This is a genomic window from Litorimonas taeanensis (assembly GCF_003634015.1).
Classification (GTDB): Bacteria; Pseudomonadota; Alphaproteobacteria; order Caulobacterales; family Maricaulaceae; genus Litorimonas; species Litorimonas taeanensis.
The window spans coordinates 843,394-868,663 of record NZ_RBII01000001.1 but is presented as its reverse complement, the minus strand read 5'-3'; the positions used below and the strand labels follow the sequence as shown (position 1 = coordinate 868,663).

Here is a 25,270-nt window from a genome sequence, read left to right as displayed (position 1 = left end):
ACTTTAGCCCTATAATTGGGCATCATTTTCGTGGTTTCAAGAGGGGGCTTTGGTCTCAAGTGCGAGGGCATGGAGTTCGCCATTTGCACCGTCCATTTTCCCTTTTAAAGCCGCATAGACAAGCTGGTGCTGACGTACGCGATTAAGCCCTGAAAAAGCCTTGCTGACGATAACGGCTTTCCAGTGATTATTATCACCAGCCAAATCAATCATTTCCACCTGCGCGTCAGGCAAAGCCTCTTGAATCATGGCCGCTATATCTTCACCCTTCATTGCCATTAATCAGTGCTTTTCATTAAATTTGGCAACCAAGACTCATGTTTCTCCCGAAGGCCTTGAACAGAAACATCAAATGCGCCGTCAGCTTTAATGCGGTCACCGCCAACAGTTCCCACGATTTGTGCGGATATTCCTTTACTATGCGCCGTAGAGATTACTGGGTTAACGGAATTTTTCTCTACTGCTAGCAGGTATCTTCCTTGGTCCTCGCCGAAAAGCCAACCATGAAGTGTACCTTCAGTAGGTTCTGATAAATGTAAACCCATATTAGAGGCAAAAGCCATTTCACAGGCAGTAATGGCGAGACCGCCATCGGAACAGTCATGAACAGCATTCACGCGTCTATTGCGAATGAGCTTACGGACATAATCTCCATTTAGCTTCTCAGTTTTCAAGTCTACAGGTGGAGGAGCACCATCTTCTCTTGATAAAATTTCGGCTAAGTACAGGGATGAACCAAGCCAGCCCTTAGTCTCACCAATTAAAATAAGCGTATCACCTTCTTTAGCACCGCTAAGTGTGGTGAAGAAATCTAAATTGGGAATAAGCCCGACGCCTCCTACAGCGGGAGTGGGCGGTATGGCCTCTCCATTTGTTTCATTGTAGAGTGAAACATTGCCTGAAACGACTGGATATTCAAAGGCATGACAGGCTTCGTTCATACCCTCGATAGCGCCAACAAATTGCCCCATAATCTCTGGGCGTTCTGGATTCCCAAAGTTCAAGCAATCGGTAATCGCAATAGGATCAGCCCCTACACATGTTAGGTTGCGCCAAGTTTCGGCAACGCATTGCTTTCCACCTTCATAAGGGTCCGCATAAACATAGCGCGGAGTACAGTCCGTAGAGATAGCTACGGCTTTGTTCTTGCCATGGATCCGAACGATAGCTGCATCACCACCTGATTGGCTAGAGTCAATCGTATCGCCCATAACATGACGGTCATATTGCTCCCAAATCCAACGCTTGGAAGCGATATTTGGGGATTGGATAAGCTTTATGAGTGCATCATTATAATCTTGAGTTTCATGTATGTCATTGGCATCTAGAACAGGGCGCGGCTCTGTCGGCACATGTGGGCGATCGTAGTTCGGCGCATCATCAGCAAGTGGCGCAATAGGGATATCGCAAACCTTCTTACGTTTGTGCTTCAGAACTAAGCGCCCCGTATCAGTGGTCTTGCCAATTAAGGCGACATCAAGTTCCCATTTTTCAAAAATATCATAGGCGAGTTGCTCTTTGCCAGGTTGAATGACCATAAGCATACGCTCTTGGCTCTCCGACAACATCATTTCATAAGGTGTCATGTCGGTTTCACGTTGAGGCACTTTGTCAAGATTTAGCTGAATGCCTACGCCGCCCTTATCAGCCATTTCAATCGATGAAGACGTAAGGCCCGCGGCTCCCATATCTTGAATGGCGATAATGGCGTCTGTTGCCATCAACTCCAAGCAGGCTTCTATGAGAAGTTTTTCAGTAAACGGATCGCCCACTTGAACCGTAGGGCGTTTTTCATCGCTGTCGTCGTCAAACTCAGCCGAAGCCATTGTTGCCCCATGAATACCATCTCGGCCCGTTTTAGAACCAACGTAAAAGATAGGATTTCCAACACCTTTAGCGGCTGAATAGAAAACATTATCAGCCTGCGCGAGACCAACGCACATCGCATTGACGAGAATATTTCCGTTATATCCTTTGTGAAAATTAGTTTCTCCGCCCACAGTAGGAACGCCGACACAGTTGCCGTAACCACCAATTCCAGCAACAACGCCGTTTACAAGTGTCTTGGTTTTGGGGTGAGAGGGTTCTCCGAAACGAAGGGCGTTTAACAACGCGATAGGACGAGCTCCCATGGTGAAGACATCACGCATGATGCCGCCAACGCCTGTAGCTGCACCTTGATAAGGTTCGATATAGGAAGGGTGATTGTGACTTTCCATTTTGAAAATAATGGCGTCGCCATCATCAATATCAATGACGCCTGCATTTTCACCTGGGCCTTGTATTACCCTGTCACCTGTTGTCAGGAACTTACCAAGATGTCGGCGCGATGATTTATAAGAGCAATGCTCCGACCACATAACGGAAAAAATTCCCAACTCGTTCAAATTAGGTTCTCGACCTAAACGGTCAAGAATAATTTGGTATTCGCTTTCAGATAGGCCGTGTTCAGCGACAATTTCGGGGGTGATTTCAGAAATTTTTGCCATCAGATCGACTCAATAATAGATTTAAATAGGTCTAGGCCATCTGTTCCGCCATGTTGCGGGTCTATGGCGCGCTCTGGATGTGGCATCATCCCAAAGACGTTGCCGGCTTCATTGACTATACCTGCAATATCTTGCGCCGAGCCATTTGGATTGTCAGCGTAACGGAAAACAATGCGGCCTTCTTTTTCCAATTTATTAAGAGTTGCATCGTCGGCAAAGTAATTGCCATCGTGATGAGCCACAGGGAAGGTCACTTCTGAATTATCAGCATAACGTGAGGTAAACCGCGTATTTGCATTGTTTATTTTCAACTTTTCAGGTCGGCAAACAAATTTTAAGCCTTTATTACGCATTAAAGCCCCAGGGAGCATGCCAGCTTCAGTTAACACTTGGAAACCATTGCAAAATCCTGCGACGGCGAGACCTTTCTCAGCTTTATTCTTTAGGTCTGACACAATAGGCGACCGCGCCGCCATAGCGCCAGAGCGTAAATAATCGCCGTAAGAAAACCCTCCGGGGATAACAACGAAACTTACATCACTGGGGATTTCAGTATCACGATGCCAAATCATTTTTGGAACGCGCCCAGTAACTTTTTCTAAGGCAACCGCGGCGTCGCGGTCACAGTTTGAAGCTGGAAAAACAATGACTGCGGTTTGCATGTCTAGTCTCTCAACTCAATGCGATAACTCTCAATGACAGTATTCGCGAGAAGCTTCTCACACATTTGCTCAACGCGCTGCTTTGCCTCAGTTTTCTCTTCGGACGAGAGATCAAGCTCGATGATTTTACCCTGCAATGCTGAGTTTACTTCTGCAAATCCGAGATCGTTTAGAGAGCGGGCAATGGCGCGGCCTTGTGGGTCTAGGACACCTGGTTTTAGGCCAATATAGACTATTGCTTTCATAACATGTCCTAATCGTCATTCGATACGACAGATAAAATCGTCGCGTTATGTTGGTTTTGTTCTTTTATTATTCCGAGGCGCGTAGCCACCTCAGTATAGGCTTCAGTGACTTCACCTAGATCACGGCGGAACCGGTCTTTATCCAGTTTTTTATTGGTTTCACGATCCCAAAGGCGGCAACTATCTGGACTAATCTCGTCAGCTAAGACGACTTGGTGCCCAACAACGCCATCTTCATTTGATATTGGCAGGCGACCAAATTCAATCTTGAAATCAATCAGTTTAATGCCAATACCTGCAAACATACCCTGCAAATAATCATTGATGCGCAGTGTCATGGCAATCATTTCATCCAATTCAGAGCTGCTGGCCCAGCCGAAAGCGTGAATATGTTCCTCTGCGATGAGCGGGTCGCCCAAATCATCACGTTTCAAACAAAATTCAACAACGGAACGTGGTAGTTTCTCACCTTCTTCAATGCCGAGGCGCTTCGCCATCGTGCCTGCGGCTACATTTCGGCAAATTACTTCTAGAGGAATGATTTCCACTTTTTTTATTAATTGCTCACGCATATTGAGGCGTTTGATGAAATGTGTAGGGATACCTATCTCAGCTAGATGCGTCATGACAAATTCACTGATGCGATTATTCAAGACACCTTTGCCATCCAAAATAGCTTTCTTCTGAGCGTTGAAGGCGGTTGCATCGTCTTTGAAATATTGAACGAGCGTTCCAGGTTCAGGCCCCTCATAGAGGATTTTGGCTTTGCCTTCATAAATCTGCTTGCGGCGGCTCATGGCGCTCTCCAGATGGCACGGTTAGTCAAGAGTGTTGACTCGTATCGCTTAAAGCCGCGTCATAGACGTAAGACGGGCAAACCGCAATGAGTAGCGTGTTATAAAATGGGGATTTTGCGACTTGAAGTCGGTATCGCCTCGCCATAAATGGTGTGTAGAAACAACAAAGGATTCTGACATGTCTAGCTTTGACGAACGTAAAAATGCTCTAGAAACAAAATTTGTGTTGGACGCTGCGAAGGAATTCAAAGTTGCAGCTAAGCGAAATAAGGCTCTAGGTCTCTGGGTCGCCGATATTATTGGTCATACTGACCCTGATAAATACGCTTTGGAGGTTATTGCTTCAGACATGGAAGAAGCGGGCGATGATGACGTTTTCCGTAAGGTTAAATCTGACCTTGCGACGGCAGGCGCTGACATCTCTGACGAAGCTATTCGTGAGAAAATGGCGGCGTTATTGTCTGAAGCTCGTACCTCAGTTTACGAATCAGAGTAATTAATCGCTGTATGGGGAGATCTTATTTAAGGGGCTCCCCATTTTAAGGCTTAGTTATTTGCCTCGGGACAAGTGAAATCAGTATTCGCCTGATTGTTTTTTGCCATTTTTTGTAGCGTCTTAATGTGCATTTCCATTGCGTCCGCATTATAGGCTTGGGTTACACAGCCTAAGGTTTTTTTGCTGTCCGCATCAATAATCGCGGCAAAACCTGTGACGCCTAACCATTTGTTGTATTGAGGAACGATTTGACGATCAAAAACGGCATTGGCATTCCAATCACCGTTATTAGCTGAAAAATCGAGTTCTAGGAATTCAATTTTAGGGTCGCGGATTGAGGCCAACACTTGTTGTAGTCTAGGCTCAACTACCTTGCAGGGAGCACACCAGTCCGCACGAAACATTACCACATAAATATCTGCTTGTGGTTTAGTTTGGTAGGCGAGGGCGGATGTCCCTAATCCGCAAAGAAGTATGACACTAAAAAATGCTCTATAGAATTTTGATAACATAATAAGACCTTTCTCGGTCTCATATCGTGAAAAAGAGCTGAACCAGAGATGAAAATACAGCACCGGAGTGATAAGGGCGTTCAACTTTATGTGAGAATTCGCGTAAGAAAAGAAAAAGCCCGAGCGTTTAACGCGCCCGGGCTTTGTTCTGATAATATTGTAAAATTTATAAGTTGGCAGGGTCAACATTATGCGCAGCAGGGCATTGCGTCGTTTGCGCATTTGTAGAGGCGTTAGAAATATAAGCATTTCCAGTGGCGCGAGCTGCCATCTTTTTTAACTCTCTAGCAATTTCTGTTGTATCGAGCTGAGAGCTAACGCAGCCAATGACGCGTTTTGTTTTTGCATCAACAACCGCAGCAAACCCTGGTAATCCGACCCACTTGTTGAAAATCGGCACGATATCGCGGTCAAAAGCTTCATGCGCGCCTTTCTCCCATTTAGCCGCTGTAGATGTGTCAATGTTGACTTGCTCAGCGTTAACACCTGCGATGGCTACAGCAGACGGTAGGGCTGAATCTAATGCTTGGCTTTTAACATCCGTGTCATTGCGGAAGTTTACCACATAGACGTCTGGGTTAGCCGCATAAGCTGTTGCACCGAATGCCGTTTTTAAAAGGGCGGCACCCAATAAAGAAGTTAAGGTTTTCATCGTCAGTCCTTTTTCACACTTTAAGTTCTCACGTGCTCATTCCCGAGAGCCGTTGTGATTGTGAAAATTTATAAGACATATTGGTAAATGAACCGCAAACTATGCGTTAGCTCTGTATTTACAATGATTACCAAACGTCTTTTGTTAAGGCCTAAGTGTTTGAAAAACATAAGGAAAAAAAAATCAAAAAAAATGGTTTTTTTTAAGATTAAAAGCAGCGTTGCTGGGGTCGTGTAAATACAACCTAACTGTGAAGGTTAAACTTTACTAAATGTAAGGGTATATGAACGGGCATCGGTCGTTCAGACATGATAATACCCGTGCAGTTGTAATTTAAAAGACTCGTGCAAAAATCGTATCGACATGCTTTAGGTGGTACTCGTCGTCAAACATTGCCCGTACCTGATCTTCAGATAAAAGAGCCATGACATCTTGATCTGAGAGAATAAGGTTAAGAAATGCGCCTTCACCCGCATTACCTTGCGTTCGGAACATTTCCCAAACTTTCATGGCATTGCGTTGCACGAGTCGATAAGCACTTTCGCGCTGTTCTCCAGCTTGAGTGAGGGCTAAAAGAAAGCGTTGGCTGTTATGTAAACCGCCGAGACGGTCCATATTGGATTTCATTTTTTCGGGATAGACGACAAGGTTCTCTATCACACCGGCCAGTCGGTGAAGAGCAAAATCTAAGTGCACTGTAGAGTCAGGTCCAATTCCGCGTTCGACTGAACTGTGTGAAATATCGCGCTCATGCCAAAGCGCAACATTTTCCATAGCAGGGACAACTGCCATGCGGACGAGACGGGCGAGTCCGCTTAGATTCTCAGTCAATACTGGGTTGCGCTTGTGGGGCATCGCTGACGAGCCTTTTTGCCCCTTTGAGAAGAACTCCTCCGCTTCAAGGACTTCTGTACGTTGCAGGTGACGAATTTCAACGGCTACGTTTTCAATTGATGAAGCGATCACGCCTAGGGCTGCGAAAAATGCAGCGTGACGGTCCCGAGGGATAATTTGAGAGGAGACAGGCTCAATCGCTAAACCCATTTTTTCCGCGACATGCTCTTCAACTTTTGGATCAATATTTGCGAATGTTCCGATAGCACCTGAAATAGCGCATACAGCAATTTCTTCACGGGCTTGCACAAGACGGGCGCGGCCACGAGCGAATTCAGCGTGGAACCGCGCGAGTTTGACGCCAAATGTTGTTGGTTCTGCGTGAATGCCGTGTGAGCGGCCAATAGTTATAGTGTGTTTATGTTCTTTTGCGCGCTTTTCAAGCGCCGTTAAAACTCTGTCCATGCCTACAAGTAAGAGGTCAGTTGCTCGTGCTAACTGCACGGACAGAGTCGTGTCCAAAATGTCAGAGGAAGTGAAACCTTGATGTACAAAACGCGCATCCTCACCAATGAACTCTGCGAGGTGAGTCAGGAAGGCAATAACATCGTGTTTTACTTCGCGTTCAATCTCATCGATTTTTGCAACATCAAACTCAGCTGAGCCGCCTTTGTCCCATATGTTTTTGGCTGCTGATTTTGGTATGACCCCTAATTCAGCCAATGCATCACAGCCATGCGCTTCGATTTCAAACCAAATTCTATACTTAGTTGCGGCAGACCAAATCTCGGTCATTTCCTTGCGGGCGTAGCGTTCAATCATGGGAGACTCACAATTTAATAATTTGCACGCCCCTTAGCTTTCATTACGCGCTTCTGCAATGGCCCAATCTTTAGGAAGGGACTTGCTGACCATCATAAAGAAGATGAATGCAACGAAAAGTATTCCGCATATGAGTATCATTGCATACCGTGTGGCTTCGAGTTCATTATATGAACCCTTAAACACATCAATCAGTATGCCTGCTGCAGTTGGGCCACCGCCCAAGGCAATCATATTCAAAATGAAGAAAAATAAGGCGGTAGACATCGCGCGAACATGAACTGGTGCCAGAGTTTGCGCAATTGCAAAGCTGGGCCCTAGATATACGCCGATGCAAAGTTGAAATATCGCGGTTAAAGCTAAGTGAATATAAAGGTTAGGTGCTAAAAAACACGCAATGCCAATGGGAAGAGCAATTAGTGTCGCAATCCCTGGGATGTATCCATAGGCTCTTACATCAGTCTTGGCTTTCCAATCGACTAGCTTTGCACCGAAATAAGTACCAGCCACATAAAAAGTGCCGTAAATGAAACCGAGTATTATAATGACTTTTCTGAAATCAAATTCGGGGTCTAACAGGCGAATGAATTTAGTTTGAAACCCTGAAAAAGCGTAAGCTGCAAAGGACGCGAAGGCGATCCCAAAGGCCATAAACCACCACGATTTTATTTTTAACAACGCCGGCACAGCTTCGGAAAATGGTATCTTTTTAATGGTGCCGGTTTTGTTTTTTTCCATAGCTCCACGTTCTGGTTCTTTCACAAGAATTCGAACAATTACGGCCAATAATATTCCTGAGACCCCTAGGATAATAAAGATTCGTCTCCAGTCGACTGTTGAGGGATCTGCACCAAGTAAGGCTGCCGTGATGAAGTAAGCACTCATAATACCTAGAGGAATTCCTAGAGAATATAGGCCTAATGCTCCCGCTCTTTCCTCTTTTGGGTACATATCTGAGATAATCGCGTGTGATGGAGGGCTTCCGCCCGCTTCGCCAATACCAACGCCCATTCGTGCAAGACCAATTTGCCAAAAATTCTGTGCAAACCCCGTTAAAGCCGTGAAGCCGCTCCACACAGCTAGGGCCACACTTAACAATCCTACGCGGTTGACCCGATCAGCAAGGAAGGCGATAGGGATCCCCATAATTGTGTAAAAAGCTGCAAAAACAAATCCGATAAGTAGGCCCAACTGAGTATTTGATAACCCGAGGTCTGCTTGAATGAAAGGCGCTAAAATGCCGACAATCTGGCGGTCAATAAAGTTAAACCCATATACTAAAGTAAGTAGAATTATAACAAAGGTTCTATAGCCCTTGCTGGGCGGATTCATAGTCTTGATTGAGTCGCTCATATTTTTCCCGTTTTTTCTTTTACCAGAACCTATCCTATTAAAGGCGTCAAGATAGAAGATTGCATGGGAGTTACTTAATCACTGCATGGGCAATGATTTTTCTGTCATATTACATCAGGCCTAAGGTTTTAAAGCTGGCGATATTTTCTCGGCCGATGATTAAGTGGTCATGCACCACAACATTCATGGCTTTTGCAGCGGCAACCACTTCTTTGGTCATAACTATATCAGAATGACTTGGTGTTGGGTCGCCGCTAGGGTGATTGTGAGCGAGAATTATAGCCGTAGATTCGAGGGCGAGGGCGCGTTTAATGATTTCTCTCGGATAAACAGGCGCGCGGTCTATGGTGCCTCTGCCTAATACTTCATCAGCGATGAGCCGGTTTTTTCGATCCAAAAATAATACACGAAACTGCTCGACTGGTTCGAATTGCATGGCTGAGCGACAATAATCAAGTAAAGCTGTCCATGATGATAATACGGGGCGTCCCAGAAGACTTTCCCGGCCCATGCGCACGGAGGCAGCATGTAGGAGCTTTAAATCAATTGCCGTTTTCTCACCGATGCCTTTAATCTCAATCAAGCGATGTAATGGTGCGGCGCAAACTTCAGCGAGATTACCAAAGTGGACAAGGAGATCTTTGGCAATGGGTTTCACATCGCGTCGAGGAATTGAATTAAACAAAAAAAGCTCTAGCAGTTCATAATCGGCCATAGGGTCAGCCCCATGTTCCGCAAATTTTGCGCGCTGACGGTCCCTGTGCTGGAGATAGTGTGGCTTTGGCTTTGTTTCGGCCAAAATCAGAGCCTTTTAAGCGTAAGGTGGGCGATTGAGGCCCTTGGGCGACAAAGTGAAAATTTCACAGCCATCTTTCGTCACGCCTATAGAGTGCTCAAATTGCGCTGTAAGTTTTCTATCCCGAGTAACAGCTGTCCACCCATCAGAAAGTACTTTTACATCAGGACGTCCTAAATTTATCATCGGCTCGATTGTAAAAAACATCCCTTCGCGCAGCACTTCACCTTCGCCTGGGCGACCAAAGTGTAAGATATTGGGTGAGTCATGAAAGAGACGTCCGACACCGTGACCACAAAAGTCCGTGACGACTGAACAACGTTCGCCTTCGGCAAATTTTTGAATGGCGTGACCGATATCACCTGTCGTGTTTCCTGGTTTTACAGCAGCAATACCGAGCATCAAGCTGTCATATGTGATGTTTATTAAGCGTTCCGTTTTTCTATCGACATTACCAACCGTGTACATTCTGGATGTATCGCCATGCCAGCCATCTACAATAGACGTAACGTCAATATTTAAACTGTCACCATTCTTTAAGGGCTTATCATTTGGTATGCCGTGGCAGACAACATGATTGATAGAGGTGCATAATGAATGTTTATAGCCTCGATATCCAACCGTAGCTGGTAGTCCTCCATTGTCGGTGATGAATTCGAAAGCGGCTTTATCGAGAGCTGCTGTTGTAACGCCAGGTTTGACCATATCGGCAAGCATATCAAGGCATTCAGCGGAGAGGCGACCTGCCTTACGCATGCCTACAAAGCCTTCTTCACCGTGGAGTTTAATTGCGCCGTCACGTAAATCATCGGCGTTTGCTGCATCTACATAATTCATGCTGCCCTATAACAGCCTAGCTTATAGTTCGCTAGTGCTTATAACCGTCCGCCTAGTCTTGCTTGAATTTATAGCAAAAACGCCCCGATAAAGCGCGGCGTTTTCATTAAAGTTGCAGTAATAAGGTTAGTGATGTGTGTGGCACTCATACTTACCATGATAATGTTTAGTGCTTCGGGTTTGTACAACATGTCTATTCTGCGACGTCACATATGTTGAGCGGTGGTAATTGTTTTGATGATTGGTTGTAGGGTAGCTTCGTACTCTGTGTGGCTGAGATTGAGCCGTATGATATGAAGCGTTTTGATTCTGTGTAGTGCTATAACCAGGATTCGAATAAACAGGATGACTACTCACTCTTGTGGTCACAGGATATCGCTTTGTTGATGTGTGGCGCGCTGGCACAGTTTGATAGGTTGATGGCTGTGATGGATAATATACAGGCTGTGGCTGTGTAGAATAAACTGGATCGCAATCAATTCGTTTGTCTGCGATTCCCGCGCCAGCAAGGCCGCCTATCACGGCTCCGATAGCAGATCCTTCGGTTCTAGCGCCTCGCCCAGAGACCTGTGACCCCAATACTGCTCCAGCTACAGCGCCAATTCCACCACCCAAAAGTTTTTGTTTGTTCTCATTTGTTTTGCAGGCTTCGTGTGCGTTATAACTACTGTTGTAATGATTGTAGTTTTGAGCGAATGCATTGCCAGAGAGAGCCAATGTAGAAAGCGAAATCGCGGTCAGAGTAAGAATGCGCATGTTAGTCTCCTAAAAGTTGTTCGCCTCTATTTCCTTGACTGGTTATGGCGGTATGAACACTCTTTAGGTGACAGGGTCTGAATGTTATCTGAGCCTTATTGTTGGCTTTTATTCATCTATATTAATTTTATGGGTGGTTTTCAAAGGGACTGAATATGACAAAAATCGTCACGGCGGGCGTGATTCTTATTGGAGACGAGCTTCTCTCAGGTCGTACTCAGGACACTAACCTTTCATCAATCGCAAAGTTTTTGACGCCTTTAGGAGTGACGATAGGCGAAGCTCGCATTATCGCAGATAATGCAAATATCATTAGTCAAACCGTTAAAGACTTCTCTGATCGCTTCGATTATGTTTTCACGACTGGCGGGATTGGGCCTACTCATGATGATATCACGGCAGATTCAATTGCATCGGCGTTTGGTATTGGCATATCTGAGCGCGAAGACGCGTTAAACGTACTTCGTAAGCGTTACAGTGATGAAGAACTAAATGCCGCCAGACGTCGAATGGCTAGAGTTCCAGACGGAGCCGTTCTCATTGACAACCCCGTTAGCCAAGCCCCCGGGTTTCAAACGAAAAATGTCTTTACTATGGCGGGTGTTCCTCAAATCATGAAGGGCATGCTAGCTGATGTCGCTCATAGAATAGAGGGCGGCGCAAAGACGTTTTCTATCAGCGTTACGGCTTCTGGAATAGGCGAGGGCGATGCCGCGGCACCATTAGCGGCTATTGAGTCTCAATATTCTGGCGTTAGCTTGGGTAGCTACCCTTTTTTTAACGATGATTTGCGCGGGGTTAATTTTGTAGCCCGTGGTAGAGATATGGTGATTTTAGATGAGGTCAAAGAGAAGCTTGAGAAGCTCGTCTTCGAATTGTCAGCTAATGAGTGAAGTGGTGCGGGCGGCCGGAATCGAACCGGCACTCCTATAAAGGAACAAGATTTTAAGTCTTGCGTGTCTACCAATTCCACCACGCCCGCTGACTTTCCGCTGACTTAAGGCGATGGAAACAGACGAGCAAGCATTTTTATGCGCTGGAATGAGGAAAATTATCATTTATACCCCTGCAACGACGTCTAAGTCTTTCTAGCGAAGCTAAATATTGGATTTAGGGGCGGTTTGAGGCTCACATATATAAGGCAAGATAACGAATGGCTGACTTTGATGTATTTAACGGTGATGCTGATGGCATTATCTCACTTGTTCAGTTGCGCCTTGCTGACCCACGTGATTCGAAACTTATAACAGGACGAAAACGTGATATCGCTCTACTTGACCGAGTCGAAGCCAAAAGTGGTGATCGCGTAACAGTTCTTGATATTTCACTCTCTAAGAACCGTATTCCCCTGCAACGAATTTTAGAAGCTGGGGCCGGAGTATATTACTTCGATCATCACCACGCAGATCCAATACCAAAGCATCCAAATCTTGAGACTTTTATTGATACCTCACCTGAAATATGCACAGCTTTATTAGTCGATGATTACCTTGGTGAGGCATACCGCGCATGGGCGGTAACTGCGGCTTTTGGTGATAATTTTCCTGCATTGGCCAAGAAAAAGGGGCGTAGGCTGAGAATTCCATTAGAGGGACTAGAGCGTTTAGGGGTGTTGATTAATTATAATGGATATGGCGCAGACCTAGACGACTTACACTTTCATCCTGCTGATCTTTACAATGAACTCGTTCAATATGAAACGCCAATGGCGTTTTTGGAGGCGAACACGACAGTCTATCAAGCCCTTGAGGAGGGCTATCAGGCCGATCGCAAGGTAATGTCAGACGGTGAAGCCATAATTGAGACGGACACACATTATGCTTTAGTTTTGCCAAACGTAGCCGCATCCAGACGTATGTCAGGAGTCCATGGCAATAGCTTAGCGCAGAATCATCCAGATAGAGCTCATGCCATTCTTACACTAAAAGAGGGTGGGTACCTTGTAAGCATTCGTTCGCCTTTAACTCGCCGTAAGGGTGCCGACGAATTGGCTATGCAGTTCGATACTGGGGGAGGACGATCCGCAGCGGCAGGGATTAATCATTTGGCAGAAGCTGATCTGAATAATTTTTTAAAACGTTTTCAGCAGTCATTTTTATAGAAACTTCTTCTGTTTCTTTATGAAGCTGATTAAGTTCGTCTCATGGAAACTGAAAAAGTTGAATTTATTGGAGCCTTAGGCGATATAATATCGGCTAAAATTGACCGACCTGATAAGGGTGATGTCATTGGGTGGGTTTTGTTTGCCCATGGTTTTTCAATCGGTAAAGACCTGAAACCTATTCGGACTATTTCCAAAGCTCTCGTGGAGGAGGGTTACGGGATGTTGCGGTTCGACTTCACTGGTTTAGGTGCTTCTGGTGGAGATTTCTCTGATACGAATTTCTCAACAAACGTCGCCGATATCAAAGCCGCTGCAAATTTTTTGACAGAAAACTGCCGAGCCCCATGCATATTAATTGGGCATAGTTTTGGCGGCACAGCGATGCTGAAAGTTGCAGACGATATTCCGGAATGTAAGGCTGTCGCAACAATTGGGTCTCCTTGTGACACAACTCACATTATTCATCAGTTCGCTGATAAAATAGAAGAGATTGAGGAAGAGGGGCAAGCCAAAGTTTTACTGGGAGGGCGTCCTTTTATTATTAAGGAGCAATTCCTGAGTGATATAGAAAATTATGATATTGCTAGTGAAATTGGTAATTTATCAAAAGCTCTATTGATCTTTCATTCTCCACAAGACGCCGTTGTGGGCATTGAAAACGCCTCTCACATATATATGATGGCCAAGCACCCCAAAAGTTTTGTAAGCTTGGATGGGGCTGACCATCTACTTCTAAGAAACGCTGCTGATGCAGATTATGTTGGGCGTGTTCTGGCCGCATGGGCGACCCGATATGTTCAATAAAAGCCCAAACTATAAGACTATGGGCTTTTATTTTTGATACGATGTTTTATCGCTTTAGCTTTTCGGCTGCATCTTTGGCATCGCCGATCGAGTTTTGAACTTTGCCTTTAAGTTGTTGAGCTTTCCCTTTCGCTTCAAGGGACGTATCATCTGTTAACTCTCCAAACTTCTCTTTTGCTTTACCGACAAGTTCGTTAGCTTTACCTTTAATATGTTCTTTTTCCATTTTTCACTCCTAAAGTTGAATGAGTTATCAATGTTTCAAAATGCATTTGTGTTCCAAGATTATATGCGGCTGTGTTGTGATATGACTGTTCAAGGATATCGTCAGGGCTTGAGTTAGGTTTGTTATTCGGCTACCCGCCGCTCACTTAGAATGGATAGTGTAATGACCGATCGTTATGATGAATTAAACCAACTTGGCCAAATGAAGGGGCTTCCAAAATCCCCAGAGGAGGCTGTTTTAGAACGGGTAAAAAATCCGTGTTCTGAGCCTTATATGATACGCCTTGTTGCACCAGAGTTTACATCAATTTGTCCGGTCACGGGACAGCCTGATTTTGCGCATTTGGTCGTCGATTATTGCCCTGATAAATGGATCGTTGAAAGTAAAGCCTTCAAATTATATTTGGGCAGTTTCAGAAATCATGGTGACTTTCATGAGGCTTGCACGACTGGAATCGGTCAACGCCTTGTGAAGGAATTGAGCCCTAAATGGCTTCGTATTGGTGGGTATTGGTATCCTCGTGGAGGTATACCGATTGATGTGTTCTATCAGTTCGGAGAAGCTCCCAAGGGGCTCTGGATACCAGAACAAGGTGTCCCGCCTTATCGTGGGCGAGGTTAGAAACAGTAGCTTCTTTATCCTCTTTTGAGAAAATGTTTGGCTTTTTCATGTTGCCTCCCTATCTTGAAAGCGAATTACGTCTTACGTCTCTGACGTTGTAAGGGACCGACGAAAGGCATTCGATATGGCGAATTTAAATATTGCGACAGATAAAAACTCTGATCAATCGGTTTGGAGCCTTTTGAAGCAGGAAGCTGCAGCTTATGCCGTGAAAGAAACATCTCTATCGTCATTTTTGCATGCGACCATTCTGGATCAATCCAGCTTAGGTAGTGCGATCGTGAACCATCTGGCGGAAAAACATGCTACAGCAGACTTATCAGCCCTAAAGTTACGCCAAGTCCTTTCAGAAGCAATAGAACTTGATGAGACGATTGTTGAGTTTGCTGCGAAAGACCTGTTGGCCGTTAAGGAACGTGATCCAGCTTGCCGTTCTTATTTACAGGCGTTCTTATATTTTAAAGGCTATATGGCCATCCAAACTCATCGTTGCGCGCATTCTTTATTTAAATCTGGTCGTGATTTAGTGGCATTTCATTTGCAAAATAGAAGTTCAGAGCTTTTCGGCGTCGATATAAACCCGGCAGCTGTTATAGGTCATGGCATTATGTTGGACCATGCTACAGGCTTTGTTATGGGCGAAACTGCACGTGTCGGGAATGATTGTTCAATTCTACAGGGCGTCACTCTGGGGGGGACAGGAAAGTCCCATGAAGACCGTCATCCCAAAATAGGAGACCGTGTTTTATTAGGCGCGGGTGCAAGTATTTTAGGGAATATAAAAATTGGTGATGGCGCCAAAGTTGCCGCTGGTTCGGTCGTTCTTAAGGCCGTTACAGAAAACTGTACTGTGGCAGGGGTTCCTGCCAAACCTGTGGGCGGCCCTTGTTGTGGCAACCCTGCAGGCTCTATGGATCAAACATTAGGAGAGGCGCTATGAGCCCAGAACAAATCACTTCAGTAAAAAACTACCTTTGTAAGCGCTTTGCAACAGAGGGTATAACGATCAAGCCTCGTAAAGTTACAGACAGCGTGGAAGTGTATCTGAATAATGAAATACTCGGCTTGTTGTATATCGATGATGAAGACAAAGATGACATCTCATATGATTTGAACATTTCCATCCTGCAACAAGACTTAGACGCTTAATGACTGTTTATGCACTCGGAGATGTAATTCCCCAACTTGATGAAACAGCTTGGGTTGCTGATTCGGCGACAGTCGTTGGTAATGTTATGATGGCTGTAGGAGCTTCTGTTTGGTTTGGAGCTGTTGTCAGAGGAGATAATGACCCGATACAAATCGGGTCAAGAACAAATATTCAAGACAATTCTGTTCTACACTCTGATGCGGGTTCACCGTTGACGATTGGCACAGGGGTGACGGTTGGTCATCAAGCCATGCTTCATGGATGTACTATTGGGGATAATACGCTCATTGGAATTGGTGCGACTATTTTAAACGGAGTCGTTATCGGGAAGAATTGCCTCATTGGTGCGCATGCATTGATAACGGAAAACAAAGTGATTCCTGATAATTCAGTTGTCATGGGTGCTCCTGGCCGCGTTGTTAAGGCAGTGCCAGTGGCCCAAGAAGCAATGCTAAAAGCCAGTGCTGACTATTACGTCAAAAACGCCAAGAGATTTAAAGCTGAATCGAAACCCGTCTAAGAGTTTCTATGAGACTTCCGAGCTTGTGCCGTATTAATCCATAAATTTCTAATGTTGTCGCCTAAGGCTTCGCCAAGGTTGAACCAACCAGCGCGGTTAGAAAAACTATCATGTATAAAAAGGTGATCCTCGAGTGTAAGGGTTTCACTTAAATTCTGCCTAATAATTTCAATTTTATAGGCGGTGCCTAATATCCACGCAGTATCGCTTATTTGATAAACTTGCCCCATGCTTTTTAGAGTGTTGATAAAGCCCGGCTGTGCTGGTGGTGAAATTTTCGCAATAATGAAGAACACACTTGGAATAGTTGCCGTCTCAGATTGTTTTTGAGGGGTTGTGGTCTGTTGAGTTGGGTTTGTTTCCGCAGCAGAGGAAGCAGTTGGGGCTATATTGGTCTCAAAACGGCCTTTAGACCACAGCCTGAATTCGGGCCATTCTATTGCGGGTTTGAAAATACCTTCAGAGCGATTGGATATTAACGATTGAGGGCCAAGCCGTCCCTCGTCACAATATTGCTCCATTAAACTCGCACTATACGGTCCGTAAAGCTGTCCACCGACTTGCATGAAGTAGGTAGGTACAGAATTTTCTCCGCGAGTTATACTATTAGAGCTATGAATGATGTTGGGTGGATAAGTCACAGCTTCCTATGAGTTCAATTCGCGTAAACAACAAATGGTTTTTCTGAGTCTGCCATTCGTTTGTTCATTGAAAGTCAAAGTCGTGGGCATCATATGTAGTTTTATAGAGTAGATACAAGATTACTCACTATAGGAACATCATGAATACATCTCAACAACGGACTAATGAGCCTTTTTTCAATTTCAGCGAGCCGATGCCGGCCTTTGTTGCGGGTGGCTTAATTGTTTCATTCATAGCGTTGCGGTATTTGCCTTTTGTTTGGGAAACACTTGCCCCTTTGGTTGTTCTTCGCCCCTATGGGTTTTTAGGAACCAGTCTTCCAGAACAATTGTTTAGTCTTGTAGGGCATGGTTTGGCCCATGGTGGATGGTCACATGTTTTAATGAATGCAGGAATGATAGCTGTGCTTGGTGTTGCGACTGTAAAAGGAGCAAGATTATTTTCGGTAGAACAAGGCCGCAGACGTTCTCCAAGTCTGGTTTTTTTAACAATATTGATTTTCGGGATTGTCTTAGGTGGAGTGTCTGAATGGCTTTGGTGGATCGCTACGAATGCTCCGCTTGGTGTAAATGCGCCGGCTGCCGTTGGTGCTTCTGGTGGAGCATCGGCATTACTGGCGACAGCAGGTTGGGCTTTAGGTGGTCGAGCTAAGATGTTTCAATTTGCGTTGGGGTGGGTACTCATTAATCTGGCAATGGTGGTGGCAGGACCATTCATAGGGCTCAATATAGCTTGGGCTGCACATCTTGGCGGCTTTCTGGGGGGGATGGTATTGGCGCCCGTAATGATTAAGGCAAATAGTGCTAGTCTAGGTATTTGAAATTCTTCCGCGTTTGTTTCTCACAGTGAGAGCGTAAAAACTTCCTGATGCGACGAGCGTTGCTGTAAGGATTACCAAGCTATCGACATTTAAGAGCTGAGGACGATAAAGCATGACAATTTGCGCACCCAGAGCGGAGAGGCCTAAAAGGCTGTAACCGACACGATTTAATCGCATGCCTTTTAAAACTTGCCCCCCAAATACTACCAATCCGCATCCTCCTAAAACAAGGCCAATAGTCGGAGTGAAGGGAAGCCCAGGGATTTTTGATAAATATGGCATTATAAGATCTGGCCTGAAAACAAGGAATGGCACAGCGCCTAGCGCCACAGTTGTAAGGAAGATTGAAAGTGCAGTTTGCCGAGAGTGGGCATGACGGCTCATTCCAGCGACTAATACACAAGCTAGGGCGCAGGCTACGCCAATGATCCAAGTCATTGACGAAGCGGGGCGATCGCCGACAGACATTAAACGACTGTAGTCGCTATCTAAATATCCAGCTTGTAACCATAAGAAGCCAATTACACCTAGGAACCAGCCGACAGTGATAAAAGCGAGTGAGGCGAAGGCATTTTCGTCCAGTCCGGCTTCTCCGAGTTTATATTGCGCCGCCCCAATTATAAAGATGAAAGCCGCGACTGCTTGCTGAGATAAATCAGACTTTAACAGCCAAATCGCACCCCAAATAAAAAGCGCAAATAGAGCAAGAGCCATTACAGCACGAGAGGACTTCTGACTTGCTACGCCGAGTAACGCAAAAATCAGTCCTGTTAGAATAGAACCCTCAAATGCAGAAATTGAAATGGTATCAGGCTGAAATGGTGCTGCAGAATAAGCAAGCCCTAACAAGCTACTACCCGCTACAAATAAAGGTATTTTTGCCCTTCCGATAAAACCAATTCCAATGCCTAGAATGGCGGCAGGTATTGAAAGGCTCACCAAAGAAAAATTGAGAACCCCATAACTGAAAATAAGAGGAACAGCCAAAAGAGTAAAAGCCATCCATTCCCTCAAAATCACGGGAAGTTTCAGAACTGCAATTGAAAGAATTCCAAGTGCGACGACGGATGCTGTAAAATAAATTTGGGATTCAACACTCGCTGCTACATTAAAACTAGCGATTAATCCTGCGAAGCTCCCTAAAAAGCCAGTTAATAGTATTGCCTCTATCCAAAACAATAGAGTTGAATAGGTTTTGCTGCGTTTAACTTTGGGGTGTCTAGGTGTGTATTTGTTAGTCTCGATAGAGTTGGACGTATGGCTTGGTCTCCAAGACATCTGTCCGGGTTTTAAGTCTGAAATATCCATTTGAATGGTATTCGCCGTTGAGCCTGCTTGAAGTGTCACACCTTCATTGCGACGTTGAAATTCACCCATCCTATCGATTGGGGAATTATCATTAGCAACGTATGAGTTTGAGCCAAATTCCATGTGGTTTTGATAAGTGAAAATGAACCAAAGTCATCGCTAATCCCTTATTAGGGGTATGTAGGCAAAAACTCATAGCTCGCTACGTGAAAATTTGAAGTTAAAGGCAAATAATACGCAAGTTATTGCGGTTTTACTGTACCTGAAGGGATATTACCTAATACATCCATAACGGACTTTATTAAGGGTATTTCGTGCTGCATCGCTCTATATCCGCGTTCAATCAGCTCTTCTGCGCGAGTAAACTCCATCATTCCAATGTGGCCGATTCGTGGGGCGATAAATACATCTGGGGGGTCCCCTGCAAGGCGGGAACGAGAGATCCTGTCCATGACTATATTTAAAGTTCCCATCATGACAGAACCCATTTTAGGGCTTTTCCCGGGGCGTACATCTCCTATCATTGACTTTAACAGCAACCTATCGGGCCGTAACTTGTTTAAAGATTGTGACGCTAATTCCAGCGGGTCACCAAAATTGACGTCATCGTCTTCATCATCAAAATGGATCTCATGGCTCGTTCCGATAGGGCCAAAGGCATCACCATTCAGGCTAACAGCTATTACCATATGTGCGCCTAGTGCACGACAAGTAGACACGGGCACGGGATTGACCAGAGCCCCATCAATCATAAAACGACCATCGACCTTTACGGGTTCAAAGGCTCCGGGCAGGGCATATGAGGCCCTTATTGCGGGAATTAGAGCTCCATTTTGGAGCCAAACTTCATACCCAGTCCGAAGGTCACACGTTACGGCGGCGAATTTTCGATCAAAATCTTCAATCTTCATATCCTTAAAATAATGGCGCATGACCCGTGCTAATCGCTCGCCGCGCATTAAGCCCGAGCCACCCCAGCGGACATCCATATAGCCCATAACTTTTCTTCGGTTCAGCGATCTAGCCCATTCTTCAAGAGCATCAAGGTTGCCTGCTAAATAAGCGGCTCCAACAACGGCCCCAATTGATGTACCAGCGATAATATCGGGCTTTATTCCAGCTTCAATTAAAGCCCGTATTGCCCCGATATGAGCCCATCCACGTGCGACGCCGCCGCCCAAAGCAAGACCGAGGGGAGGGCGCTTGCCTGAGGGCAAAGGAGAAGTATCTAACCGCATAACGAAGCCAAGCTATTCTTTTGTATCGGAGTCTTTGTCAGCCAATTTAATATCGCTTTATTGATAAAGTTTGGATTGTCCCACATGGCCCAATGTCCGCAATCAGGCACTGTTTGACGCGTCAGGTTCTTCATTATCGCCGGCATGTGGTCAGTCGTTTGTGGCGGTAATATAAGATCGTTTTCTGGGCTTAGCATAAGACTGGGTATATCAATCTTTTCGGGTAGTCCTCTTGCTAGTTCCCAATTTTGTGTCGTGTTTCTGTATAATGACATACCCCCGTGAAAACCACTTTTCTCGTAAGCTCTTGTGTACTCAGTTCTGTCTTTTTCGCTCATAACGGCGCCAAGAAGTTTGGGTTCGCCAGCTAGTAGATAGTCTAAAAAATTTTTTGGAATATGCGTGAAATTATCTTCCATTTTTTGACCAGGACGCGTTGTGCGGAACATTAGTCTGAAAAAAGCGTCAGGGTTAGAAGCAAAGAGGGCGGCGATTTCCTCTGGGCGGTCTCTAAATTCTAAAAAATAGTGGTCTTTGCCGTAGCGTTTGCGAAAGATTTTCAACGGGTCAACTGGCGCATGCTTCACATGTGGTGTGCAAATTGAAATTAAACGCTCAATACGATGGGCAAGCATCAAGCCTGCTTGCCACATTATGATACCGCCCCAATCATGACCGATTAAGGTGGCTGTGCGTCGGCCCTGTGCTTCGATAACTTTGTCAAGATCAGCGACCATTTGTGTGATAGCGTAATGCTCAATTCCATGAGGAGCGTCAGATCTACCAAAACCTCGTAAATCATAGGTTATCACACGGTATCCGGCTCCAGTTAATGCGGGTACAGTCGTCTTCCAACTATAAGCTATTTCAGGCCAACCATGAATAAGAATCAACAGAGGGCCGTCTTCAGGGCCGTCCCTATAGGTAGCAATGTTGTAGCCATCTGACTTAATGAAATCGGGTTTGGAAAAGTTCATTTTATGAGTTTGGCCCAAATTTAAATCAAAAACACCTGTTTTTACTCGATTTTTACGAGAAAACTCTGTCAATTTAGCTTGAATGTTTCTGAACATGTCGTTACTAAGCGCCAAGATTTAGCGAGCCTCGCATCTTTTGCGGGGCTTTTAATATTTAGAACAGAAATGAGTTGACCTGATATGGTTGAAATCTACGTCCGTCAAAACAATGTGGACCAAGCCCTCCGCGCGTTGAAAAAGAAATTGCAAAACGAAGGTATTCTTCGTGAAATGAAAGCGCGTAAGCATTACGAAAAGCCTTCTGAGAAACGTGTACGCGAGCAGGCTGAGGCTGTTCGTCGCGCTCGTAAATTGGCTCGTAAACGTGCTCAAATCGAAGGTCTTATTCCTATGAAGAAGAAGCCTTCACGTCGCTAGGTAACACTCTAGTAGAATTTTTAAAAAGCCGTCCTTGTAAGGGCGGCTTTTTTTATGTCTTTATAATTTTCGAACGAGAAGATTCTTGAGAGTAAATAATGTGGACACTCGTCCAATGCGCTATTTGAGTGGCAGTTGATATCACAATAGTAAAAATAGAAGGCAGCCATGATTATATAGCGGTTGCGATATGAGCTTTGGGAGCGCATAGCGAAATTATGTCTGAAATGAAATCTCCGAAACGCGATCAAATGAATCTTCCCATACCTCAATGGGAATTCGTGTTGATGATGGCAGCAATTTTTGGTCTTCAGGCTCTAGGCATTGATATTATGTTGCCTGCTCTTGAGGTGATTGGTCATAGTTTTGCAATTTCAAACGAAAACTCTCAGCAATTTGTTGTTTTTGCTTTTGTACTTGGATTTGGATTTCCACAGCTCGTCTTTGGGCCGATATCTGACCGCTTTGGTCGGAAGATTTTGTTGCAACTCAGCTTAGTAGGATATATTGTTTTCTCTTTCCTTTGTATGTTTGCGCATAGTTTTGAATTACTATTATTCTATCGCTTTATGCAGGGAATTACTTGTGCCGGAACGCGAGTTTCAGCGGGCGCTATCATTCGAGATTTGTCTGCTGGTCGAGCCATGGCGAGTATCTTATCGTTAGTGTACACAGTTTTCATGATTGTCCCGATTATTGCGCCTGCTTTAGGTACGCTTATAATGCTTAAATTACCTTGGGTTTGGACATTTGGAGTATTGGGCATTTTTGCCTCAATAATATTAGTTTGGATTTCTTTTAGAATACCTGTGACACTGGCTAAAGAAGACCAACGCCCTCTTAGTTTTGCGGCCATTTCAGAATCATTTAAAGCTGTCCTTACTCACCGTACGAGCTTTGGCTACATGGTCGCGAGCGGCGTAATGTTTGGCTGTCTTTTTGCATTTATCGGATCATCTGAACAAGTCTTCGATGAAGTATTTGGTCGTGGCGACCGATTCTGGCTTTGGTTTGCGGGTATTGCGAGCGTTTTAGCCGTGATGAACTACTCTAACAGCCGAGTAGTAGAGCGTTTTGGTATGCGCCGCATTAGCCACTCAGTTGTTGTTGGCTTTATCATCTTCTCGCTTACGAATTGGCTTTATATGCATTTTGTAGGGCAAAATTTCTGGGTATTTTATATTCTGTTTGCATTGTCTTTTGGTTGTTTTGGGATGATTGGCGCTAATTTTGCTTCTCTCGCAATGGAGCCTATGGAAAAGATGGCTGGAACAGCGAATGCTGTTTACGGGTTTTTCACGACGTCTGTCTCCAGTTTGTTCGGTATTTTTATAGCGCAACTCTTTGATGGAACGGTAAGGCCATTGTTGTTGGCATATATTGTCCTCGGTATGATCAGCTTGTCTATTGTTCTGATTACAGAAAAGGGCAAGTTATTCGGAATAGGTGAAGGTAAAACTTAGCCAATACATAAGAGAAAACCCGCCTTTCGTTGTCGAAAAGGCGGGCCCTAATGTTTTTTAATAGCCGTTATAGGCTCATTTTACATAGTGATCTTTGTAAATTGTTTTCAACTCACGTTTGAGGATTTTCCCGGTCGCACCTAATGGCAACTCATCTTGGAAAACGATTTCATCGGGCAACCACCATTTCGCACATTTTTTGGCAATACAGGCTTTAATTTCCTCTTTATCTGGAGATTTTCCAGGAACGGGTTGGACAATTAGGAAGGGGCGTTCCTGCCACTTTTCATGTGTGATACCAATACAGGCAGCCATGGCGACTTCTGGGTGGTCAGAAGCGGCATTTTCAACTTCGATTGAACTTACCCATTCTCCGCCAGACTTAATAACATCTTTCGATCTGTCAGTGATCTCAAGGTAGCCTGTTGGGTGTAGAACAGCAACGTCACCTGTCCGGAACCAGCCGTCATTTGTAAAGCTGTCTTCTCCTGCGCCTTTGAAATAACCTGACGAAATCCAAGGGCCTCGAACATGTAGATGCCCTTCAGCCTTACCGTCTTGAGGTAGAATGTTATCTTCATCATCAACGATACGCATGTCGACACCGAATATGCGTCGTCCAGCAAGTAATTTAGTAGATACAGAGTCTTCAAAACTGTTGTTCTCTGTTCCAGGGTAGGGCGAATAGGTAACACCTAAAGGCGATGTTTCGGTCATGCCCCAGCCTTGTTGCATCGGAATGCCTAAATCGAGTTCATAAGCACGGAGTAAAGATTCTGGTAAAGCGGACCCGCCGACAAGGGCTTTTTTAACTGTCGTGAGTTCAATGCCATTTGCTTTGGCATGGTTATAAATACCGAGCCAAACGGTTGGTACTCCGGCCATCAGTGTCACTTCTTCTTGTGTAATCATCTTACACATATTTGGGCCATCTAAGCCTGGACCAGGCAGGACCAGTTTTGCACCTACCATTGCGGCTGAGTAAACTAAGCCCCAAGCACTAACATGGAACATTGGTACTACAGCGAGGACTGAGTCGCATGCGCCGCCGCCAATCACATCATGCATACTGCCGGCCATAGCATGCAGGATTGTGGAGCGGTGAGAATACAGCACCCCCTTTGGGTCGCCTGTTGTCCCTGAGGTATAACATAGAGTGCAGGCCGTATTTTCGTCAAATCTCTCCCAGTTGATAGTTTCAGAGCCTTCGGCGATAAAACTCTCATAATCCTGAACATCAGTTTTGTACTCAGGCATGCCATTATTGTCTGTCAGGCACACCCATTTTTTTACCGTTGGGCAAAGAGCAGAGACGCCGTCAATGATGGGGCCAAATGTTGTGTCAAACATCAACATTGTGTCTTCAGCGTGATTAATCATCCAAGCAATTTGCTGAGGTTTTAGGCGAGGGTTAATTGTGTGAACTATGGCGCCAATAGAGGATACCGCATAATAAATTTCAACGTGGCGATAATTGTTCCAAGCAATTGTTGCTATGCGATCGCCTTTTTTGACACCTGCGGCCAGCAGAGCATTTGCGAGTTTACGGACACGAATGGCACATTCATTCCAAGTATATCTATGTTCAGTTAAATCTGTGTTGAGAGTATAGATCTCACGATCCTTATGTACCGTGGCTGCATGTTCGATTAGATCACTAATCATCAACTCATGCTTCATCATTAAACCTTGCATAGGTCGTCCCCCATTAAATATTTCTTTGGACTTT

The 25,270-nt window shown here is 45.0% G+C and carries 29 protein-coding genes and 1 tRNA gene; 11 read left to right on the top strand and 19 right to left on the bottom strand.

The genetic code is table 11. The features are described 5' to 3' along the window. Window positions 1–36 precede the first annotated feature (36 nt). From DES40_RS04030 to purC, 5 genes are read right to left on the bottom strand one after another with little or no spacing between them, the layout of a single operon-like run. Window positions 37–279 carry a BolA family protein gene (locus DES40_RS04030; protein WP_121099259.1) on the bottom strand — a complete coding sequence of 81 codons (243 nt, stop codon included), beginning with the start codon at window positions 277–279 and terminating at the stop codon, window positions 37–39. Further along, the gene (purL, locus tag DES40_RS04025; RefSeq protein WP_121099258.1) at window positions 279–2,489 is read right to left on the bottom strand and encodes a phosphoribosylformylglycinamidine synthase subunit PurL; all 2,211 of its coding nucleotides are present in this window, start codon (window positions 2,487–2,489) and stop codon (window positions 279–281) included. Before purL ends, DES40_RS04030 begins: the two co-directional genes overlap by 1 nt. Continuing rightward, window positions 2,489–3,151, bottom strand: a complete 663-nt coding sequence (purQ, locus tag DES40_RS04020) for a phosphoribosylformylglycinamidine synthase subunit PurQ (protein ID WP_121099257.1) — start codon at window positions 3,149–3,151, stop codon at window positions 2,489–2,491. Before purQ ends, purL begins: the two co-directional genes overlap by 1 nt. Window positions 3,152–3,153: 2 nt before the next feature. Next, on the bottom strand, window positions 3,154–3,396 hold the full coding sequence (gene purS, locus DES40_RS04015) for a phosphoribosylformylglycinamidine synthase subunit PurS (RefSeq protein ID WP_121099256.1): 243 nt from the start codon (window positions 3,394–3,396) through the stop codon (window positions 3,154–3,156). 8 nt (window positions 3,397–3,404) lie between these two features. Next, a complete protein-coding gene (purC, locus tag DES40_RS04010; protein WP_121099255.1) occupies window positions 3,405–4,193 on the bottom strand; it encodes a phosphoribosylaminoimidazolesuccinocarboxamide synthase in 789 nt (262 codons plus the stop codon). A gap of 178 nt (window positions 4,194–4,371) precedes the next feature. Here purC and DES40_RS04005 point away from each other — a divergent pair, with 178 nt between their 5' ends. Beyond that, entirely contained in the window at window positions 4,372–4,689 is a 318-nt protein-coding gene (locus tag DES40_RS04005; RefSeq protein ID WP_121099254.1) for a DUF1476 domain-containing protein, read from the top strand. 50 nt (window positions 4,690–4,739) lie between these two features. On the opposite strand, the gene DES40_RS13160 is transcribed toward DES40_RS04005, so the two are convergent. The 7 genes from DES40_RS13160 to DES40_RS03970 form a co-directional block, all read right to left on the bottom strand. After that, the gene (locus tag DES40_RS13160; RefSeq protein ID WP_170144873.1) at window positions 4,740–5,201 is read right to left on the bottom strand and encodes a thioredoxin family protein; all 462 of its coding nucleotides are present in this window, start codon (window positions 5,199–5,201) and stop codon (window positions 4,740–4,742) included. Between the two features lie 166 nt (window positions 5,202–5,367). Next, complete coding sequence (locus tag DES40_RS03995) at window positions 5,368–5,853, bottom strand: hypothetical protein (RefSeq protein WP_121099252.1); 486 nt, start codon at window positions 5,851–5,853, stop codon at window positions 5,368–5,370. A gap of 333 nt (window positions 5,854–6,186) precedes the next feature. Then, on the bottom strand, window positions 6,187–7,509 hold the full coding sequence (gene purB / locus DES40_RS03990) for an adenylosuccinate lyase (RefSeq protein ID WP_121099251.1): 1,323 nt from the start codon (window positions 7,507–7,509) through the stop codon (window positions 6,187–6,189). A gap of 33 nt (window positions 7,510–7,542) precedes the next feature. Continuing rightward, the gene (locus DES40_RS03985; protein WP_233345407.1) at window positions 7,543–8,862 is read right to left on the bottom strand and encodes a spinster family MFS transporter; all 1,320 of its coding nucleotides are present in this window, start codon (window positions 8,860–8,862) and stop codon (window positions 7,543–7,545) included. A 109-nt stretch (window positions 8,863–8,971) separates the two neighbouring features. After that, window positions 8,972–9,661, bottom strand: a complete 690-nt coding sequence (radC, locus tag DES40_RS03980; RefSeq protein ID WP_233345405.1) for a RadC family protein — start codon at window positions 9,659–9,661, stop codon at window positions 8,972–8,974. 12 nt (window positions 9,662–9,673) lie between these two features. Continuing rightward, window positions 9,674–10,495, bottom strand: a complete 822-nt coding sequence (gene map / locus DES40_RS03975; RefSeq protein WP_121099250.1) for a type I methionyl aminopeptidase — start codon at window positions 10,493–10,495, stop codon at window positions 9,674–9,676. 126 nt (window positions 10,496–10,621) lie between these two features. Then, window positions 10,622–11,251 (bottom strand): glycine zipper domain-containing protein, encoded by a 630-nt coding sequence (locus DES40_RS03970; RefSeq protein WP_121099249.1) that lies wholly within the window; start codon window positions 11,249–11,251, stop codon window positions 10,622–10,624. 155 nt (window positions 11,252–11,406) lie between these two features. Between DES40_RS03970 and DES40_RS03965 the strand changes: the two genes are divergently transcribed. Then, window positions 11,407–12,144: a competence/damage-inducible protein A gene (locus DES40_RS03965; protein ID WP_121099248.1), complete on the top strand. Its 738-nt coding sequence runs from the start codon at window positions 11,407–11,409 to the stop codon at window positions 12,142–12,144. 2 nt (window positions 12,145–12,146) lie between these two features. On the opposite strand, the gene DES40_RS03960 is transcribed toward DES40_RS03965, so the two are convergent. Beyond that, window positions 12,147–12,233, bottom strand: a tRNA-Leu gene (locus DES40_RS03960). Between the two features lie 171 nt (window positions 12,234–12,404). On the opposite strand from DES40_RS03960, the gene DES40_RS03955 reads away from it, so the two are divergent. Continuing rightward, on the top strand, window positions 12,405–13,352 hold the full coding sequence (locus DES40_RS03955; protein ID WP_121099247.1) for a DHH family phosphoesterase: 948 nt from the start codon (window positions 12,405–12,407) through the stop codon (window positions 13,350–13,352). 42 nt (window positions 13,353–13,394) lie between these two features. Continuing rightward, the gene (locus DES40_RS03950; RefSeq protein ID WP_121099246.1) at window positions 13,395–14,159 is read left to right on the top strand and encodes an alpha/beta hydrolase family protein; all 765 of its coding nucleotides are present in this window, start codon (window positions 13,395–13,397) and stop codon (window positions 14,157–14,159) included. A 46-nt stretch (window positions 14,160–14,205) separates the two neighbouring features. Here the strand turns inward: DES40_RS03950 and DES40_RS03945 are convergent, their stop codons facing one another. After that, a complete protein-coding gene (locus DES40_RS03945; protein WP_121099245.1) occupies window positions 14,206–14,385 on the bottom strand; it encodes a CsbD family protein in 180 nt (59 codons plus the stop codon). 162 nt (window positions 14,386–14,547) lie between these two features. Here DES40_RS03945 and queF point away from each other — a divergent pair, with 162 nt between their 5' ends. The 4 genes from queF to DES40_RS03925 all read left to right on the top strand — a co-directional run bounded on the left by queF (window position 14,548) and on the right by DES40_RS03925 (window position 16,676). After that, window positions 14,548–15,006 (top strand): preQ(1) synthase, encoded by a 459-nt coding sequence (gene queF, locus DES40_RS03940; protein WP_121099244.1) that lies wholly within the window; start codon window positions 14,548–14,550, stop codon window positions 15,004–15,006. A 124-nt stretch (window positions 15,007–15,130) separates the two neighbouring features. Further along, the gene (gene cysE, locus DES40_RS03935; protein ID WP_121099243.1) at window positions 15,131–15,946 is read left to right on the top strand and encodes a serine O-acetyltransferase; all 816 of its coding nucleotides are present in this window, start codon (window positions 15,131–15,133) and stop codon (window positions 15,944–15,946) included. Continuing rightward, window positions 15,943–16,155 (top strand): DUF3126 family protein, encoded by a 213-nt coding sequence (locus DES40_RS03930; RefSeq protein WP_121099242.1) that lies wholly within the window; start codon window positions 15,943–15,945, stop codon window positions 16,153–16,155. The genes cysE and DES40_RS03930 overlap by 4 nt, the downstream gene beginning before the upstream one ends. Beyond that, the gene (locus DES40_RS03925) at window positions 16,155–16,676 is read left to right on the top strand and encodes a gamma carbonic anhydrase family protein (protein WP_121099241.1); all 522 of its coding nucleotides are present in this window, start codon (window positions 16,155–16,157) and stop codon (window positions 16,674–16,676) included. The genes DES40_RS03930 and DES40_RS03925 overlap by 1 nt, the downstream gene beginning before the upstream one ends. Here DES40_RS03925 and DES40_RS03920 read toward each other — a convergent pair. Further along, window positions 16,673–17,317, bottom strand: a complete 645-nt coding sequence (locus tag DES40_RS03920; protein WP_147405846.1) for a hypothetical protein — start codon at window positions 17,315–17,317, stop codon at window positions 16,673–16,675. The two genes, DES40_RS03925 and DES40_RS03920, sit on opposite strands and share 4 nt — an antisense overlap. Before the next feature lie 140 nt (window positions 17,318–17,457). Between DES40_RS03920 and DES40_RS03915 the strand changes: the two genes are divergently transcribed. Then, complete coding sequence (locus DES40_RS03915; RefSeq protein WP_121099239.1) at window positions 17,458–18,138, top strand: rhomboid family intramembrane serine protease; 681 nt, start codon at window positions 17,458–17,460, stop codon at window positions 18,136–18,138. Here the strand turns inward: DES40_RS03915 and DES40_RS03910 are convergent. The 3 genes from DES40_RS03910 to DES40_RS03900 all read right to left on the bottom strand — a co-directional run bounded on the left by DES40_RS03910 (window position 18,127) and on the right by DES40_RS03900 (window position 21,757). After that, window positions 18,127–19,569, bottom strand: coding sequence for a hypothetical protein (locus DES40_RS03910; RefSeq protein WP_121099238.1), 1,443 nt, complete (start codon window positions 19,567–19,569; stop codon window positions 18,127–18,129). The two genes, DES40_RS03915 and DES40_RS03910, sit on opposite strands and share 12 nt — an antisense overlap. 119 nt (window positions 19,570–19,688) lie before the next feature. Continuing rightward, the gene (locus DES40_RS03905; protein WP_121099237.1) at window positions 19,689–20,684 is read right to left on the bottom strand and encodes a patatin-like phospholipase family protein; all 996 of its coding nucleotides are present in this window, start codon (window positions 20,682–20,684) and stop codon (window positions 19,689–19,691) included. After that, complete coding sequence (locus DES40_RS03900) at window positions 20,675–21,757, bottom strand: alpha/beta fold hydrolase (protein ID WP_121099236.1); 1,083 nt, start codon at window positions 21,755–21,757, stop codon at window positions 20,675–20,677. Before DES40_RS03900 ends, DES40_RS03905 begins: the two co-directional genes overlap by 10 nt. 84 nt (window positions 21,758–21,841) lie before the next feature. Here DES40_RS03900 and rpsU point away from each other — a divergent pair, with 84 nt between their 5' ends. Both rpsU and DES40_RS03890 read left to right on the top strand, forming a co-directional pair. After that, on the top strand, window positions 21,842–22,078 hold the full coding sequence (gene rpsU / locus DES40_RS03895) for a 30S ribosomal protein S21 (RefSeq protein WP_121099235.1): 237 nt from the start codon (window positions 21,842–21,844) through the stop codon (window positions 22,076–22,078). A 218-nt stretch (window positions 22,079–22,296) separates the two neighbouring features. After that, window positions 22,297–23,541 (top strand): multidrug effflux MFS transporter, encoded by a 1,245-nt coding sequence (locus tag DES40_RS03890; protein ID WP_233345403.1) that lies wholly within the window; start codon window positions 22,297–22,299, stop codon window positions 23,539–23,541. A gap of 75 nt (window positions 23,542–23,616) precedes the next feature. On the opposite strand, the gene DES40_RS03885 is transcribed toward DES40_RS03890, so the two are convergent. Next, window positions 23,617–25,236, bottom strand: a complete 1,620-nt coding sequence (locus tag DES40_RS03885; RefSeq protein WP_121099234.1) for a long-chain fatty acid--CoA ligase — start codon at window positions 25,234–25,236, stop codon at window positions 23,617–23,619. Window positions 25,237–25,270: the final 34 nt, after the last annotated feature.